This window comes from Arthrobacter sp. BG3 (assembly GCF_056680185.1).
On record NZ_CM155270.1, the window covers coordinates 3,400,576 to 3,415,667 of the forward strand.

At 69.0% G+C, this 15,092-nt stretch carries 16 protein-coding genes; 9 read left to right on the plus strand and 7 right to left on the minus strand.

All coding sequences use genetic code 11. The annotated features are described in order from the left end of the window. The first annotated feature begins 227 nt into the window (after positions 1–227). The 5 genes from AC1MFL_RS15285 (at position 228) to AC1MFL_RS15305 (ending at position 4,862) form a co-directional block, all read left to right on the plus strand. Positions 228–1,028, plus strand: a complete 801-nt coding sequence (locus AC1MFL_RS15285) for an electron transfer flavoprotein subunit beta/FixA family protein (protein ID WP_479815500.1) — start codon at positions 228–230, stop codon at positions 1,026–1,028. A gap of 14 nt (positions 1,029–1,042) precedes the next feature. Next, positions 1,043–2,014, plus strand: a complete 972-nt coding sequence (locus tag AC1MFL_RS15290; protein WP_479810801.1) for an electron transfer flavoprotein subunit alpha/FixB family protein — start codon at positions 1,043–1,045, stop codon at positions 2,012–2,014. Between the two features lie 4 nt (positions 2,015–2,018). Further along, a complete protein-coding gene (locus AC1MFL_RS15295) occupies positions 2,019–2,798 on the plus strand; it encodes a PIG-L deacetylase family protein (RefSeq protein ID WP_479810803.1) in 780 nt (259 codons plus the stop codon). A 74-nt stretch (positions 2,799–2,872) separates the two neighbouring features. Beyond that, a complete protein-coding gene (locus tag AC1MFL_RS15300) occupies positions 2,873–3,403 on the plus strand; it encodes a gluconokinase (protein WP_479810804.1) in 531 nt (176 codons plus the stop codon). 64 nt (positions 3,404–3,467) lie between these two features. Continuing rightward, entirely contained in the window at positions 3,468–4,862 is a 1,395-nt protein-coding gene (locus AC1MFL_RS15305) for a GntT/GntP/DsdX family permease (RefSeq protein WP_479815501.1), read from the plus strand. 129 nt (positions 4,863–4,991) lie between these two features. On the opposite strand, the gene AC1MFL_RS15310 is transcribed toward AC1MFL_RS15305, so the two are convergent. From AC1MFL_RS15310 to AC1MFL_RS15325, 4 genes are all read right to left on the minus strand, one after another. Next, a complete protein-coding gene (locus AC1MFL_RS15310; RefSeq protein WP_479810806.1) occupies positions 4,992–5,873 on the minus strand; it encodes an anti-sigma factor in 882 nt (293 codons plus the stop codon). A 10-nt stretch (positions 5,874–5,883) separates the two neighbouring features. After that, positions 5,884–6,489: an ECF RNA polymerase sigma factor SigK gene (gene sigK / locus AC1MFL_RS15315; protein WP_479810807.1), complete on the minus strand. Its 606-nt coding sequence runs from the start codon at positions 6,487–6,489 to the stop codon at positions 5,884–5,886. Positions 6,490–6,719: 230 nt separating this feature from the next. Further along, the gene (locus tag AC1MFL_RS15320; protein WP_479810809.1) at positions 6,720–7,187 is read right to left on the minus strand and encodes a tRNA (cytidine(34)-2'-O)-methyltransferase; all 468 of its coding nucleotides are present in this window, start codon (positions 7,185–7,187) and stop codon (positions 6,720–6,722) included. Between the two features lie 21 nt (positions 7,188–7,208). After that, complete coding sequence (locus AC1MFL_RS15325; protein WP_479810811.1) at positions 7,209–8,165, minus strand: J domain-containing protein; 957 nt, start codon at positions 8,163–8,165, stop codon at positions 7,209–7,211. 125 nt (positions 8,166–8,290) lie between these two features. On the opposite strand from AC1MFL_RS15325, the gene AC1MFL_RS15330 reads away from it, so the two are divergent. Continuing rightward, positions 8,291–9,193, plus strand: coding sequence for a diacylglycerol/lipid kinase family protein (locus AC1MFL_RS15330; protein WP_479810813.1), 903 nt, complete (start codon positions 8,291–8,293; stop codon positions 9,191–9,193). A 227-nt stretch (positions 9,194–9,420) separates the two neighbouring features. Next, complete coding sequence (locus AC1MFL_RS15335; protein ID WP_479810815.1) at positions 9,421–10,086, plus strand: hypothetical protein; 666 nt, start codon at positions 9,421–9,423, stop codon at positions 10,084–10,086. A gap of 125 nt (positions 10,087–10,211) precedes the next feature. Here AC1MFL_RS15335 and AC1MFL_RS15340 read toward each other — a convergent pair whose 3' ends face one another. Then, on the minus strand, positions 10,212–10,625 hold the full coding sequence (locus AC1MFL_RS15340; RefSeq protein ID WP_479810817.1) for a hypothetical protein: 414 nt from the start codon (positions 10,623–10,625) through the stop codon (positions 10,212–10,214). An 89-nt stretch (positions 10,626–10,714) separates the two neighbouring features. On the opposite strand from AC1MFL_RS15340, the gene AC1MFL_RS15345 reads away from it, so the two are divergent. Next, positions 10,715–11,464: a helix-turn-helix transcriptional regulator gene (locus AC1MFL_RS15345; protein ID WP_479810819.1), complete on the plus strand. Its 750-nt coding sequence runs from the start codon at positions 10,715–10,717 to the stop codon at positions 11,462–11,464. Positions 11,465–11,554: 90 nt separating this feature from the next. Here the strand turns inward: AC1MFL_RS15345 and AC1MFL_RS15350 are convergent, their stop codons facing one another. Further along, positions 11,555–12,451, minus strand: coding sequence for a DMT family transporter (locus tag AC1MFL_RS15350; RefSeq protein ID WP_479810821.1), 897 nt, complete (start codon positions 12,449–12,451; stop codon positions 11,555–11,557). 50 nt (positions 12,452–12,501) lie between these two features. Between AC1MFL_RS15350 and AC1MFL_RS15355 the strand changes: the two genes are divergently transcribed. Next, the gene (locus AC1MFL_RS15355; protein WP_479810823.1) at positions 12,502–13,734 is read left to right on the plus strand and encodes a cysteine desulfurase family protein; all 1,233 of its coding nucleotides are present in this window, start codon (positions 12,502–12,504) and stop codon (positions 13,732–13,734) included. Positions 13,735–13,755: 21 nt separating this feature from the next. On the opposite strand, the gene AC1MFL_RS15360 is transcribed toward AC1MFL_RS15355, so the two are convergent. Continuing rightward, entirely contained in the window at positions 13,756–15,000 is a 1,245-nt protein-coding gene (locus AC1MFL_RS15360) for an NAD(P)/FAD-dependent oxidoreductase (protein ID WP_479810825.1), read from the minus strand. Positions 15,001–15,092 lie beyond the last annotated feature (92 nt).

The window sequence follows — 15,092 nt, forward strand, 5'->3', positions numbered from 1 at the left end:
GCGCCGCGGGCCTGCCGCGGAGCCCGCCGTGCAGAGCACCTGCCTGCCGTGTGCGTGTGCCGTGGGCGTGCCGGGCACGGACACAGGCCTTAACTCAAGCGGCAGCGGCGCCCCCCGATATGGTTAGCTAGGAGAAACCCGGCACCCGGGTGTTCCCGTGGCCACGACCCCACCCGGCTGGCTGTCCACCCGCATGGAAGGCTGCTGTAAACACAGTGGAAGAGAAATTGAAGATCATCGTGCTGGTCAAGCACGTCCCTGACGCTCAGTTCGACCGACACCTCACCGGCGAGGGCAACACAACGGACCGCTCCGAGAGCATCCTGTCCGAACTGGATGAGTATGCCCTGGAAGCCGCGCTCCAGCTGATCGAGGCCCGCGGCGGGGAGGCGGCAGGACACCGGGTGATCGCCCTGAGCATGGGTCCCGCCGGCGCTGTCAACGCGGTGAAGAAGTCCCTGCAGATTGGCGCCAGCGAAGGCGTCCACCTCAGCGATGACGCGCTGGCCGGATCCGATGCCGCCGCCACCTCGCTGGCACTCGCCGCTGCCATCCGCCACCTCGGCGCGGACACCCCGGCCGACCTCATCATCACCGGCATGGCCTCCACCGACGGCGAAACCTCCCTCGTCCCGGCCCAGCTCGCCGAACGCCTGGACCTGCCGCAGGTCACCTTCGCGTCCGCCCTGGAACTCGACGGCGGCAAGCTCACCGCCCGCCGCGACGGCGACACCCACGCAGACACCGTCGAGGCCGCACTGCCCGCCCTTGTCTCGGTCACAGATCAGATCAACGACCCCCGCTACCCGAATTTCAAGGGCATCATGGCGGCCAAGAAGAAGACCATCACCACGCTGAGCCTTGCCGACATCGGCGTTGACCCGGCGCAGGTCGGACGCTCCGGTTCCTGGACCGCCGTCGAAACCGCCGAGCCGCGCCCGGCGCGCACCGCGGGCACCATCATCACCGACGAGGGCGACGCCGGCATCAAGCTGGTTGAGTTCCTGGCCGCCCAGAAGCTGCTCTAAGGGGATCCTCAAACATGGCAAAAGTACTGGTATTCATTGACAACCCCGGCCAGGCCCTGAAGAAGGCCAGCCTGGAGCTGCTCACCATTGCCCGGTCCCTGGGCGAGCCCGCGGTCGCCTTCAACGGCGAACTGTACGACGGCGTCGCGGAAACCCTGGCTGCCTACGGCGCCCAGGCGCTGTACCGGCCCTCCGCAGCGGACCTCGACGACTACCTCGTCGGCCCCAAGGCCGCCTACCTGGCCGCCGCCGTGCAGGCCGCCGGCGCCACCATCGTGCTGACCGAGAACTCGGCGGAGGCCAAGGAAATCGCCGCCAGGCTCGGCATCAGGCTCGGTGCCGGCGTCATCACCGACGTCGTCGGCGTGGAACCGGGCGGCACAGCGCACAAGTCCGTGCTGGCCGGTTCCTACACCACCACGGCGAAGGCCACGACACCGGTCGCGGTCCTCACCGTCAAGCCCAACAGCATCACGCCGGAACCCGCCGTGACCGGCACCGCGCCGGCGACCGGCACCGCGCCGGCGACCGTCACCGTGGACGTGCCGGAAACGGCCGCCGCGGCTTCGGCCAGGATCACGTCCCGCACTGAAAAGGCCGCCAGCGGCCGCCCGGACCTCGGCGAGGCGCGGATCGTGGTGGCCGGCGGCCGCGGCGTCGACGGCGACTTCGGCCCGCTGGAAGACCTCGCCGACGCCCTCGGAGCAGCCGTCGGCGCCTCCCGCGCCGCAACAGACGCAGGCTGGATCGGTCACGACGCCCAGATCGGCCAGACCGGCAAGACCGTTGCGCCCCAGCTGTACATCTCGGCGGGCATCTCGGGAGCCATCCAGCAGAAGGCCGGCATGCAGACCGCCAAGGTGATCGTCGCGGTGAACAAGGATGCCGAGTCGCCCATCTTCGAGATCGCCGACTTCGGCATTGTGGGGGACCTCTTCAAGGTCCTGCCGCAGGCCACCGAGGAAATCAAGAAGCGCAGGGGCTGATCCTTTGAACACCTTCGCCGCGCAGGCGCAAAGCCCGTTCGATCCGGAGCACCACCGGATCGAACGGGTGCTTTGTTTCACCGCACACCCGGACGACATCGATTTCGGCGCCGCCGGCACCATCGCCGCCTGGACCGCCGCCGGGATCCAGGTCAGCTACTGCATCATGACCGACGGCGACGCCGGCGGCTTCGACCCCGGGCGACGGGACGAGATCGTCCGGCTGCGCAACGAGGAGCAGCGCCGTGCCGCCGCCCTCGTCGGGGTCACCGACATCCACTACCTGCACGAGCGCGACGGCTACCTCGAGCCCTCGCACGGCGTGATCCGCGAAGTGGTGCGGCTGATCCGGCAGCTCCGGCCCGATGTCGTGCTCTCGATGCACCCGGAACGGAACTGGACCCGGATCCAGAAGAGCCATCCCGACCACCTGGCGGTGGGGGAGGCCGTGACCCGCGCGGTGTACCCGGCGCTGGAGAACCCGTTTGCCTACCCGGAGCTGGCGGCGGCGGGGCTGGAGGCCTACAAGCTGCCGTGGCTGTGGTTCATCGCCGGGCCGGAGGAACGCGAAAACCACTTCGTCGACGTCACGGAACACGTCGAGGACAAACTCGCCGCGATCCACATCCACGTCAGCCAACACCCCGACATCGCGGCGATGGAACGGACCGTCCGCGGCGGGATGCTGCGGACCGCGGAGCGCGGCGGCCTCCCGGCCGGGCGCAGTGCCGAGGCATTCCACGTCGTCGCAGTCAACGGCCCGGGGACAATCGCCGGATTCTAGTGTTGCCCCACGCCGTCCGCTCCCATAAGCTGGCCTCTGTTTAAATCATATTTAATTGAGGAAGGCAGGCTTTAATGGCGAAGACTGCGCAGCACCCCGTGCTCGTGATCATGGGCGTCTCGGGATCAGGAAAGTCAACCGTGGCCGGCCTGCTGGCCGGCCGGCTGGGCTGGGATTTTGCCGAAGGCGACGATCTGCACCCCGAAGCCAACGTGGCCAAGATGCACGCCGGCCAACCCCTGACGGACGAGGACCGCTGGCCGTGGCTGGAGAGCATCGCCGGGTGGATCCGGCAACACACCGAGTCCGGGACGCCGGGCGTGGTCACCTGCTCGGCGCTGAAGAAGCGCTACCGGGATGTCCTTCGGGGTGACGGTGTGGTGTTTGTCTTCCTCGACGGCAGCAAGGACCGGATCTCGGACCGACTGGCGGCGCGGCACGGGCATTTCATGCCCCCGGCCCTGCTCGAGTCGCAGTTCGAGGCGCTCGAGGCCCCCACCGGGGACGAGCACTACATCACCCTGAGCGTCAGTTCGGCACCGTCCGAGGAGGCGCAGGAAATTATCGACCGGCTCCGTCTCGACGCCGGCGCGCGCAGGCCATAGCCAGCCCGCCAGTCCTTACCCCGCTATTCCAGCTAGGAACATCTTTGTGAATTCTCTGTCAGTCATGCAGCTTCCCGCTGCCCTCGAGGCCTGGACCGGTTTTGACACCCGCCTCGTGGTGGTCGCGGGCCTGGGCATCGCACTCATCGTGGTGCTTATCACCAAGTTCAAGCTGCACCCCTTCCTGGCCCTCATTCTCGGTTCGGCCTTCGTCGGCCTCGCCGCCGGGGTGGAACCGGCCCTGGTCATCAAGAACTTCGAAGACGGAGTCGGCGGCGTCCTGAAGGAAGTCGGCCTGCTGATCGCGCTCGGAGCCATGCTCGGCAAACTGCTGGCAGACTCCGGCGGAGCCAACCGGGTCGTGGACACCTTGCTGGCCAAAGCCACCGGCCAGAAGCTCGTGTGGTCCATCACCCTCGTGGCGGTGATCATCGGCCTGCCGATGTTCTTCGAAATCGGTCTCGTGCTGCTGCTGCCCGTCATCGTACTGGTGACCCAGCGCTCCAAAATGCCCCTCATGCGCATTGCCATTCCGGCGCTGGCCGGGTTGTCCGTGCTGCACGGTCTGGTGCCTCCGCACCCGGGACCACTGATCGCGATCAGCGCCGTCAAGGCTGAGCTCGGCACCACGCTGGCGCTGGGCCTCCTCGTCGCCATCCCCACGGTCATCATCTGCGGTCCGCTGTTCTCCCGGCTGGCCGCGAAATGGGTTCCCGTCGGCGCCCCTGCCGTCGCGGGTGGCATCGACACCGTGCACGGCGCGGACCTGGAAGGCGTCAAGCGCCGGCCGAGCTTCCTCGTCACGCTGCTGACCATCATCTTCCCGGTGGTGCTGATGCTCCTCAAAGCGGTCATGGACATCATCTGGCCCGACGCCGCGACCGCCCCGGGGATCCGGACCTTCTTCGATTTCGTCGGCCAGCCGCTCGTCGCCATGACGCTGGCTGTGCTGCTCGCCATGTTCACCTTCGGCTACGCCGTCGGCTTCACGGGCAGCAAGATCACGTCCAAGATCGGCGCGAGTCTGGGCCCCATCGCCGGGATCATGCTGATCGTGGGCGCCGGAGGAGGCTTCAAGCAGACCCTGATCGGTGCCGGCGTCGGCGATTCGGTCAAGAAGTGGGCCGAGGGCAGCAACATGTCCGTCCTGCTGCTGGGCTTCATCGTGGCCGTCGCGCTGCGCCTGGCCACCGGGTCCGCCACCGTGGCGACGGTGACGGCCGCGGGAATCGTCGCACCGCTGGCCAGTTCGCTCAGCCCGACCCACGCTGCGCTGCTGGCCCTCGCGATCGGCGCCGGCTCGCTGTTCCTCTCGCATGTGAATGACGCCGGGTTCTGGCTGGTCAAGGAATTGTTCGGATTGACGGTCGGCCAGACGTTCAAGACCTGGTCGGTGATGGAGACGCTGATTTCCGTGGTCAGCTTCGGCTTCATCATGCTGTTGTCGCTCGTCATCTGACCGGGCCCGGGTCCGACCGGTGCCCCGCCGCTACGGCGTCAGCCCGGGCCTTAAACCACAAGCCGCGCAGGCCTTGAACCTTCTGGGGGTTCAAGGCCTGCGCGGCTTCGTTGCTTCGCGGTTCCGGCGCTAGGCGCCCAGCGGGGCCTCGGCTACGGCCGGCGTGGTCGGCGACGCCGAGCCCCCGGTGGGCTCCACCGTGATGCCCAGGGCTGCGGCGGTGCTGACGCCCTTGACCACAGCCGGCTTGGACAGCGCTTCGGCGTCCATCAGGCCCTGGGACACCGGGGCTGAGCCGTCCTTGGGGATCAGCCACATCTGGTAGACCTTGCCGGGCGGCGGTGCCGGGACGTCATTCATCTTGACGACTATCGCGTCCCTGGAGGTTGAGAGGGACACGGTGGCCGTGCCGCCGCCGGCAACATTGACTGTCGCCTGCTTCACGTCGCCGGCCTGCAGCACCTGGTTCAGCGGATCGTTCTGGTTTGCCACGTAGGCGCCGACGCCGACTCCGCCCAGGGCAATGATGGCAGCGGCAGCGACGCCGACCAGCCAGTTGCGCATTCCCTGCGGCCGGCGTCGTTCGTCCCGGCGCTTGCGGGCAGCGCTCAGGTCGTCGGTGACGGAGAGCCCGGAGGGCTCACGGACAGGCCGGGCCACGACGGGCGGGACCGCCGCCGGCGCCTGTCCCGGGTGCACTCCCGGCCCGGCGGCCGACTCCTGGGCCGGCAGGGACGCCATGATCCGGTCCAGCAGGCCTGCCGGCGGTTCCTCCTCGGCGGTGAAACTGGTGGCGAGCGTCTCGCGGGCCTGGCGGACGCGGACGTCAAAGGCGGCGTGTTCTGCCGCCGGAGCCGAGGCGAGGTACGCGTCGATGGCGGCCCGCTCGGCGTCGTCCACGGCGTTCAGGGCATAGACCTCGGCGAGGTCAGCAGCGCGTCCCGAGGCCAGGTCGGTGGCGATGTCGGCCGCAAAGCCGCCGGGGACACGGGAGTTGTTCTGTGCGTTCATGTCGGTCATCTCAACTCACCCCCAGGCAGGTCTTCAGTCGGATCAGTCCGTCGCGGATGCGGGACTTGATGGTGGGTACCGCAGCATTGAGCTTCTCTGCGACTTCCCGGTAGGTGAGGCCGCCGTAGTAGGCAAGGCGCACGGATTCCTGCTGTGTGTCGGTCAGCGTCTCCAGGCACCGCACCACCGCCTCGGCCTCAAGCCGGCTGCCGACCTCGTCGGAGACGGAGTCATGGTCGATGTCCTGGCTGCTGGCACCGTACTTCGCTTCCCGGTCCGTGGAGGACTGCGAGGAGCGGACCTTGTCCACGGCCCGGCGGTGCGAGATGGTCATAAGCCAGGCGAGCGGGCTGCCGGCTTCGGGGTTGAACTTGGAGGCGTTCTGCCAGACCTGGAGGAAGACTTCCTGGGTGGTGTCCTCGCTGAGTTCCACGTCGATCAGGACCCGCCGGGCCATGCCGAAGACACGCCGCGACGTGAGTTCATAGAATTCCGCGAAGGCCGCCTGGTCGCCGCGGGCAATCTGTTCGAGCAGCGCGCCGAGCCGGCGGTTTACGTCGGCTGGGGTGCCTGGGGGAGCAGCGGCCTCGGGGTTCGGGGCGTTGGGAGTTTCCATCACCTTCAAGCATAAGGTGCCCGTCGCCGAACAAGGGTCAGGAACGGCTGCTCCCGGGGCGTGGCCGCCCACAATCCGACCGGCTGGACGTCGGTCCACCTGCACTGTAGTCACCTGCCGCTCCTCGCTCCTTTCCCCGTTCCCGGCGCCCGCTTCCCGCATTGGGCTTCACGAGTGATTCGGGACAGCCGGGGAACCGGATGGGCGGGCCGCGGAAAAAGTTGCGGCGGCTACAGCCTGGCGCCGGCGAATCCGTTCTGGCGCCAGGCTTCATAGACGGCGATGGAGGCGGCGTTCGCAAGGTTCAGCGAGCGAAGCGCGGGCAGCATGGGCAGCCGGACCCGGGACGTGACGTGGGGGTCGTGTTTGAGTGCCTCGGGCAGGCCGTCGGACTCGCGGCCGAACAGCAGCACGTCGCCGGGCCGGTAGCTGATGTCCGTGTAGGAGGTTTCGCCGTCGGACGTGAACGCGAAGACCCGCTCCGGGGCCAGGGCAGCCCACGCTGCGTCGATGTCGCGGTGCACGGTGACTACCGCGAGGTCGTGGTAGTCAAGGCCGGCCCGGCGCAGCTTGGCGTCGGAGAAATCGAAGCCCAGGGGCTCGACCAGGTGCAGCTCGGCGCCGGTGATGGCAGCCAGCCGGATGGCATTGCCGGTATTGCCGGGGATTTCTGGGGTGTGGAAGAGGATGCGGAACACTGTTCCATCCTAGCCAGCCGGCTAGTGCATCCCGCGCAGCAGCCGGGCGAGTACGGGAACAATGACGGTGTTGGGGGCCGGGCCGGAACTCAGGAACTGCTTGAGTCCGCGCGCCAGCCCGGCGGCGTTGACCACCTGGACGGTCTCGTGCCCGCCGGAGCGGCGGTGCCGGTCGATCACCGGTTCGTGCAGGTTCCCGTCGGTGCTGTGGACCACGGTCCAGCCGGTGACGTTGAGTTCCGGGAAGATGTCCTGCATGCGGCGGACGACGTGGGCCAGCTGGGGCGGGGCGATTGAACGGCCGCCGTGGGTCAGGGCGCTGCCGTTCCAGGCGTAGGCGCCGGGCGGCAGGAGCATGGAGCCGATGATTGCCATGCGGTAGCCGGAGAGCACCACATGGTCGATGTGGCTGTTGTCTGCCGGAGACTGCAGGCCGTTGATGAGCCGCGCCGCCGGAATGGCGGGCAGGATCTGCCTGCTGATGAGCTGAACTGTCCGCATCTCCCGCTGGATCCTGGCCTCCGCCCCGAAGATTCCCCGCTTGCGGGGCAGGCCGTGGACCTGCTGGCGGGCCAGGTCCTCCGGGATCAGCGGCACCTCGCCCGTCCGGGCGTACTGCTCGAAGGGTGGGACGTAGACAGGGGCATCGGCCGCGGTATTGCGGGGCGTATTCGGTCGCCGGACGTTGGCGGACGCGCGGCTGCCGGCCGCCGGGGCATCAAAGTGGGCCCCCTCGCCGGCATCCGGAGCGGTGAAGGCGCCGCGTCCGCTGCCGTACGACCGGTCGTAGTCCGCCCGGCTTTTGGCGTCGATCAGCGTCTCGTAGGCGAGCGTGACGCGGCGGAAGGCGGCGGGGTCGCCGCCGTGGTCGGGGTGCGCGGTGCGGGCGGCCTTGCGGTAGGCCACCTTGATTTCCTTGTCCGTCGCCGTCACCGGGATCCGGAGGACCTGGTAATGCGAGCTGCTGCCCTGCGTCAAGCAAGAATCCTTTGCGTAGATGGTGCCAGCCCATCCTGGACGTCCGGCGTGGCCAGTTTAACCGGCTAGGGGAACAACGAGCGCACCGGCACTGATTGTTCCCGATGGCTGGCATAATTCAGCGCATGATTATCGCCGTTGCCGTCAATCCGCGGGCCTCCTTTGGCCGCGGGCGGCATGCCGGCGATGAGGCCGCGGACTTGTTCCGGGCGGCCGGCGCGGACGTTGTCCTGCTCTGCGAGGAAAGCTATGCCGCGCTGGCGCGGGCAGCGGACAAGGCACTGGCCTCCGGGGTGGATGCCCTCGTCATGGTGGGCGGTGACGGAATGGTCCACCTTGGCGTCAACGCGCTCGCCGGATCGGGCATGCCCTACGGTGCGGTCCCGCTGGGGATTGTCCCGACCGGCACAGGAAACGACATGGCCCGGGCGCTCGGCGTGCCGGCGCACGATCTGCCCGGCGCCTGTGCCGGGGTGCTCAAGGCCCTGGCCGCCGGCGGCAGGCTGATCGACGCCGGACGTGTCTCAGCCGAGGGGATGTCCTGCTGGTTTGCCGGAGTGCTGTCCGCCGGGTTCGACGCGGCTGTCAATGAACGGGCCAACGCCTGGCGGTGGCCCCGGGGCAAGGCCCGCTACAACCTCGCCATGCTCCGCGAACTCGCCTCGTTCCGGCCGATCAGCTACACCGTGACGGCCGACGGCGAGAGCTGGCGGCAGGGGGCCATGCTCATTTCCGTCGCCAACGGCCAATCGATCGGCGGCGGCATGAAGGTCACGCCTGACGCCGTGCTGGACGACGGCTACCTGGACCTTTTCATTGTCGGCCCGCTGTCCCGGGTGGGCTTGCTGAAAGTCTTTCCGAAGGTCTTTTCCGGCGGCCACCTCGGGCATCCGGCCGTGCAGATCCGGCGGGTCCGCAAGGTCGAACTGTCGGCGGACAAGGTGGTGGCCTACGCCGACGGTGAACGGATCGGTCCGCTGCCCCTCACCATCGAGGTGGTTCCCGGGGCGGTCCGTGTCCTGGCCTGACCCGCGGGCCGGCAGGGTATGGCCGGCAGGGCGCGGCCGGATTTGGCCCGGTGAGAAGGCGGCATTGGGCGATGCCTTCACGGCGGGAGTCTAGAATCGTGCGGAGGCCCGGGCGGGAACGCGGAACGGCATGGCGGATTGGGGCGGAGCGGGGCATGGGAAGCAAACGGGAAACCGGCGCGACGCCAACGGCGGGTCCTTGCTGCCGTTCCCGCCAAGCCTGCCGTGTGCACCCGGCGGGCAGCGCGTTCCTGGCGCTCACGCTTGCCCTCGCGCTGGCCGGGTGCAGCGTCGGCATTCCGGACCCCGCCGCCGCACCCGCTGCAGCTCCGGCGACTCCGACGCTTGCTTCCCCGACCGTCACCCCGGGCCACGACTCCGCGGCGGTCGCGGCGAAGGACATGCCCTTCGCCGCCGGCGACACCCTGGCGGACGGCGTGCCCGTCCAGCTCTCCGACGGGCTCCGCGAGTCCCCTGGGTGGAAGGCCGGCCAACAGGATGTTGCCGGCGGAAGCGAATACGTCAAAGCAGACGGCTGCCTTGCCTGGGGCAGGGTCCGGACGAACCAGGGTGCGCTCGCTGTCCGCGGGGATGACAGCGCCTCGACTGCGGCGCTGTTGCAGTACCTGGACCCGAGCATCCTGCCCTCCTACCTCACGACGGATACCCTGCGCTGGGGCGGCGCGGCCGACCAGCCCGGCCCGCGCGTCGAGGTGCTGGTGCTCGTGAATCGAGCTTCTGCGGGAGCACGGGCAACAGCCATCTACGCCCGGATGTTCAGCAAGGCAGGCTCCTCCGTCTACATCTCCGTCTCCTGCCCGGACGCCGCCACACTCGCGGAGGCACGGGCCGACGTCGGGGCCCGCCTCGCCGCCGTACCGCCGGCGGACTGACTTCACCGGCCGACTTCACCGGCTGGAGCCGCCGGCGGACTGACTTCACCGGCGGCTCCAGCGGTTCGAACCGCTGTCTCACGGCAACCGTTGCCGGGCCCCGGGCTGCGGCTGATCCTCCCGGCTCAGCGGGCTTTCGCCGGCGAGAGCCGATTCAGCGCCAGCGCAGCGACCAGCAGGCCGAAATCGCGCAGGGCCACGTCGAAGAAGCTGCCCAGGATGAGGAGGTTCAGGATGATGCCAAGGAGCCATACGGCCACGAGCAGCGAGCCGAACCGCGGCCTCACCGCCACCGCCACACCGGCGACGATCTCCACCACACCGACCACGTACATGAGCGTCTGCGCGGGCAGCGGCACAACGGCGGTGACCGCGGGCGCCAGATACATGGTCCAGTCGGTGAGCAGGTTGGTGAACTTATCCAGGCCAAAGATCACCGGTGCGACGGTGAAGACGGTCCGCAGCAGCAGGAAGGCCTGCCGCTGGGGAGCCGAGGCAAGGGAGCTGGCTGGGGTGCCGAGGACTGCAGAGGATTTCATGATGACTCCTTCTAAAAGTTGATATCTTGATTTTAGAAGGCTTCGGCCACTTAAGCAACGAATCTTGTTTTTAGAGATAAGCTAAATTCATGATCCGAGCCCCATGGAACCGCAGGATGGCGGCCGTCGCCTCACTGGGGGATGAGAGCCGCCGGAAGCTGTTCGATTTCGTCGCCGCCTCCGGGTCCGCCGTCAGCCGTGACGATGCCGCGGGTGCCCTTGGGCTTCCCCGGAGTACGGCGTCCTTCCATCTGGACCGGATGGTGCAGGACGGGCTCCTGGCCGTGGAATTCCGGAAACTTGGCGGCAGGAGCGGGCCGGGTTCGGGCCGCCCGGCCAAGCTGTATCTGGCCGCCGTCAGGGAGGTCGCCGCGTCGGTGCCGGACCGGAACTACGACCTCGCCGCCGAGCTGCTGGTTTCGGCCATCGAGGAGTCAGCGGCCGACGGTGGTTCCGCCCGTGATGCGCTGTTGCGCACCGCCCATGCCCGGGGGCAGGCGCAGGCCCGGGCCCTGCAGAAAGCGCCGGGGCGGGCAGGCGCCCGGTCGGCAGCGGCGGGCGGCGGATTTGAGGAGTTCCTCGCCGCGGAGGGTTACCGCCCGGAAGCCGATGCCGAGGGAGGCCTCGTGCTGCTCAACTGCCCGTTCCACCGGATCGCTGAGGGCCACGCCGATGTGGTTTGCGCCATGAACGGCGCCTTCCTCGCGGGGGCCGCGGCCGGCTGCGGCATCGATCCGGACCGGGTCCAGGCTCTCGCCATCGAGGACCTGCGCTCGCAGGGGGCCGCACGGCCGGCGCAGTGCTGCGCGAGGATCGGCCCGCAGGGGCCCGGCGCCTAAGGGGCCTGGCGCCTAAGGGGCCAGGTCCGGCAGACGGGTCCGGCAGACGGGTCCGGCAGACTGGCACGGCGGACGGGTCCGGCGGCCTACCTAGGGGACCCGGCCCGGGGCTGCGGGCTCCTGGGCCTTGACCCGAATTTTCGTCCCGGTCAGCAGCACGCCTGCGATCACCAGGGCGCCGCCCACGATCTGGACGAGGGTGAGCGGGGTGCCCAGGGTCACCGTGATGACTGCGGTGAAGACGACGATCAGGTTCAGGTAGTTCCCTGCGGTTCCCGGCGGGGTGGTTTTCAGAGCCAGATTCCAGAACAGGTAGGCGCCCAGGGAGGGGAAGACCACGATGTACGCCAGTGACCAGCCCTCGGCCGGAGTCTCGGGCAGGCGCACATCCAGGGCGAGGGCGAACGGCGTCAGCGTGACGGACGCAATCAGGACCTGCATGGCGGTGGAGGTGATGGCAGGGATGTCGAGCCTGCGGGCGATGATCGTGTAGCAGCCCCAGACGAAGATCGCGCCGATCATCATGAGCTCGCCGGTGTTAATCGACAGGCTGAAGACGCGCTGCAGTTCGCCCCGGGTCAGCACCAGCAGCACTCCGAGCAGGCCGAGGCAGATGCCCGCCCAGCCCAGGCGTGTGGACTTTTCCCCGAGCAGGACGATCGCCATCACCACGATCAGGGCCGGGCTGGCCGCGGTGATCAGGGAGGCGTTGACGGCGGAGGTGTGGCCGAGCGCCGCGTACAGCAGGAGAGTGTAGGCGCTCATGCCCAGCGCGCTCAGGAGCAGCAGCGCCGGCCAGCGGCTCAGCACCGCCCGCCAGTCCGGCTTTTCGGCGAAGTGGGCCAGCAGCAGCAGCGGCACGGCCGCGAAAGTCCAGCGCCAGTACGTCAGGTCCAGCGGGGACATCGAGGTGAGAGCGGCCCGGCCGACGACGAAATTGCCGGACCAGAAGAGGGTGGCCAGGACCAGGTACAGGGGCGCTTTCACCGCTCGAATCTACACCAGTGCCGCGGCACGCCCGCAGGTAGAATTGCCCTGTGCCCGTATACCTTGACCATGCCGCAACGACCACCCTTGCCCCGGAGGCCCTGGCCGCGCTGACCCGCGAACTGGGCCGGACCGGCAACCCCTCCTCGCTGCACGGATCGGGCCGGAGCGCCCGGCGCTCGGTCGAGGACGCCCGCGAGTCGCTGGCAGCGGCCGCGGGGGCGCACCCCTCCGAGGTCATTTTTACTTCGGGCGGAACCGAAGCCGACAACCTCGCCGTCAAGGGCCTGTACTGGGCCCGTCGGGCCGGGGACCCTGCCCGCACGCGCATCCTGTGTTCCGCCGTCGAACACCATGCCGTGCTGGACACCGCGGAGTGGCTCGAGCGGCACGAAGGCGCCGAGGTCTGCTGGCTTCCGGTGGACGCAGACGGCGTCGTGGACCTGGCAGTGCTGGAGGCGGAGCTCTCCCGTGACCCGGCGTCGATCGCCCTGGTCACGGTGATGTGGGCCAACAACGAAGTGGGCAGCATCCAGCCCATCGCGCATATCGTCGAACTGGCGCACCGGGCCGGCGTCCCGGTGCATTCCGATGCCGTCCAGGCGTTCGGCTCGGTGCCCGTGGATTTCCGGGCCAGCGGGCTCGACGCCATGTCCATTTCCGGGCACAAGATCGGCGGCCCGGTCGGCGTTGGCGCCCTGCTGCTGGGACGCGCCGTGAAACTGACCCCGGTCCAGCATGGCGGGGGACAGGAACGGGACGTCCGCTCCGGAACCCTGGACACCGCCTCCATCGCCGCCTTTGCCGCTGCGGCCGAAGCCGTCGCGGCCAAACTTCCGCAGGAGGCTGCGCGCATCACCGCGCTTCGGGACCGGCTGATCGACGGCGTGCTGGCGGCGGTGCCCGACGCCGTGCTGCGCGGCGCTCCCGGGGCCGGACGGCTGCCCGGCAACGCGCACTTCACCTTTCCCGGCTGCGAAGGCGATTCGCTGCTCTTCCTGCTGGATCTGGCCGGGGTGGAATCCTCCACCGGTTCCGCCTGCACGGCCGGAGTTCCGCGGCCCTCCCACGTGCTGCTGGCAATGGGACTGGACGAGGCTACGGCCCGCGGCGCCCAGCGCTTCAGCCTCGGGCATGCCTCCACCGGGGCCGACGTCGACGCGCTCCTGGCAGCCCTGCCCGGCGCCTACACCCGCGCACGGCAGGCCGGCATGGCCGGGCACGAGTCCAGCATCCAGACTGCCGGAACCGTCGCCCGCCACGCTGCCGGCGGCACAAACTAGGCACGGGCCCGCCGGCAACAGTTACCCGGCCGGCAGGAGCTGATCCAGCGGGACATCCCGGTCGGCCAGGGCGCGGGAGTCCACCACGGTCTTCGCGGAGATGAGCTGCTTAATGGTCTTTTGGGGCCTGCCGGAGCCCGGCCAGTTGACGCTCATCCCCGCGACCACCCGGCCGTCGCGCTGCCAGAACGCAAGGAATTCCTTTCCCTCCAGCGAGCCGCGAATCGTGGGCGGCCCCGCGACGAGTGACGGGAAGCCGGAATACTCCATGCTGACATCGAACTGGTCGGTGTAGAAGTAGGGGACCGCGTCCAGCGCCGCGTCCAGGCCGAGCATCGCCCGGGCCGCCACCTTCCCGCCGTTGAGGGCATTGGACCAGTGCTCGCTGCGGTGGTGCGCGCCGGTAAAGGGATGCAGGGCGTTGGCGACGTCCCCTGCCGCATAGATGCCGGCTGTGGAGGTCCGCAGCGACGCGTCCGTGAGAATGCCATTCCGCAGAGCGATGCCCGCCGCTTCGGCCAGCGACACCTCGGGGACCACGCCCACGGCGATGATCACGATATCCGCAGGCAGGACCTCCCCGGAATCCGTCACCACACCGGTGACCCGGCCAGACTGGCCCCTGATCTCTGCAGCCGAGGCCGGAAGCCGGAACCGGACGCCGTGGGATTCGTGCAGCGAACGGAAGAAGCCCCCCAGCTCGGGCCCGACCGCGGCGGTCAGCGGCACGTCCTCCAGCCCCAACAGCGTGACGGAATTTCCATAGGCGCTCGCCGCCGCGGCCAGCTCCATCCCGATCCAGCCCGAACCGATCATGACGAGGTTCCTGCCGCCGCCAGCCAAAGCCTCGCGAAGGCGCCGGCTGTCGTCCACCGTGCGGAAGGTGCCCACCCCCGCCAGCTCGCTGCCGGGCAGCGGAAGCTGCCGGGGGCGTGCCCCGGTGGCCAGCAGCAGCGAGGCATACTCCAGCCCCGGGCCATCCCCAGCCGCCACGGTGCGGGCGGCAGGATCTATCCCCGTCACGGGGGCGCCCAGCCGTACTTCGACGCCGTTTGCCGCCCACCAGTCGGCCGGAACCACGGGCAGGTCCTCCTCGGGGGCCTTGCCCAGCAGGTAGTCCTTGGACAGGGGCGGGCGCAGGTAGGGATGGTGCCGCTCGGCTGCCAGCAGGATCACCGGCCCGCCGTAGCCCTGCGCCCGGAGCGTCTTGGCGGCGGTGGCGCCGGCAAGTCCGCCGCCCACGATCACGATGTTTTCGCTGGCCATGCTCTGCTCGATTCCTCGGGCTGCCGCCCCATCCGGACCCGCCTGCCACGGCAGCCAATCTAAAACCATTACTTTTGACTTTAGAATTTCCG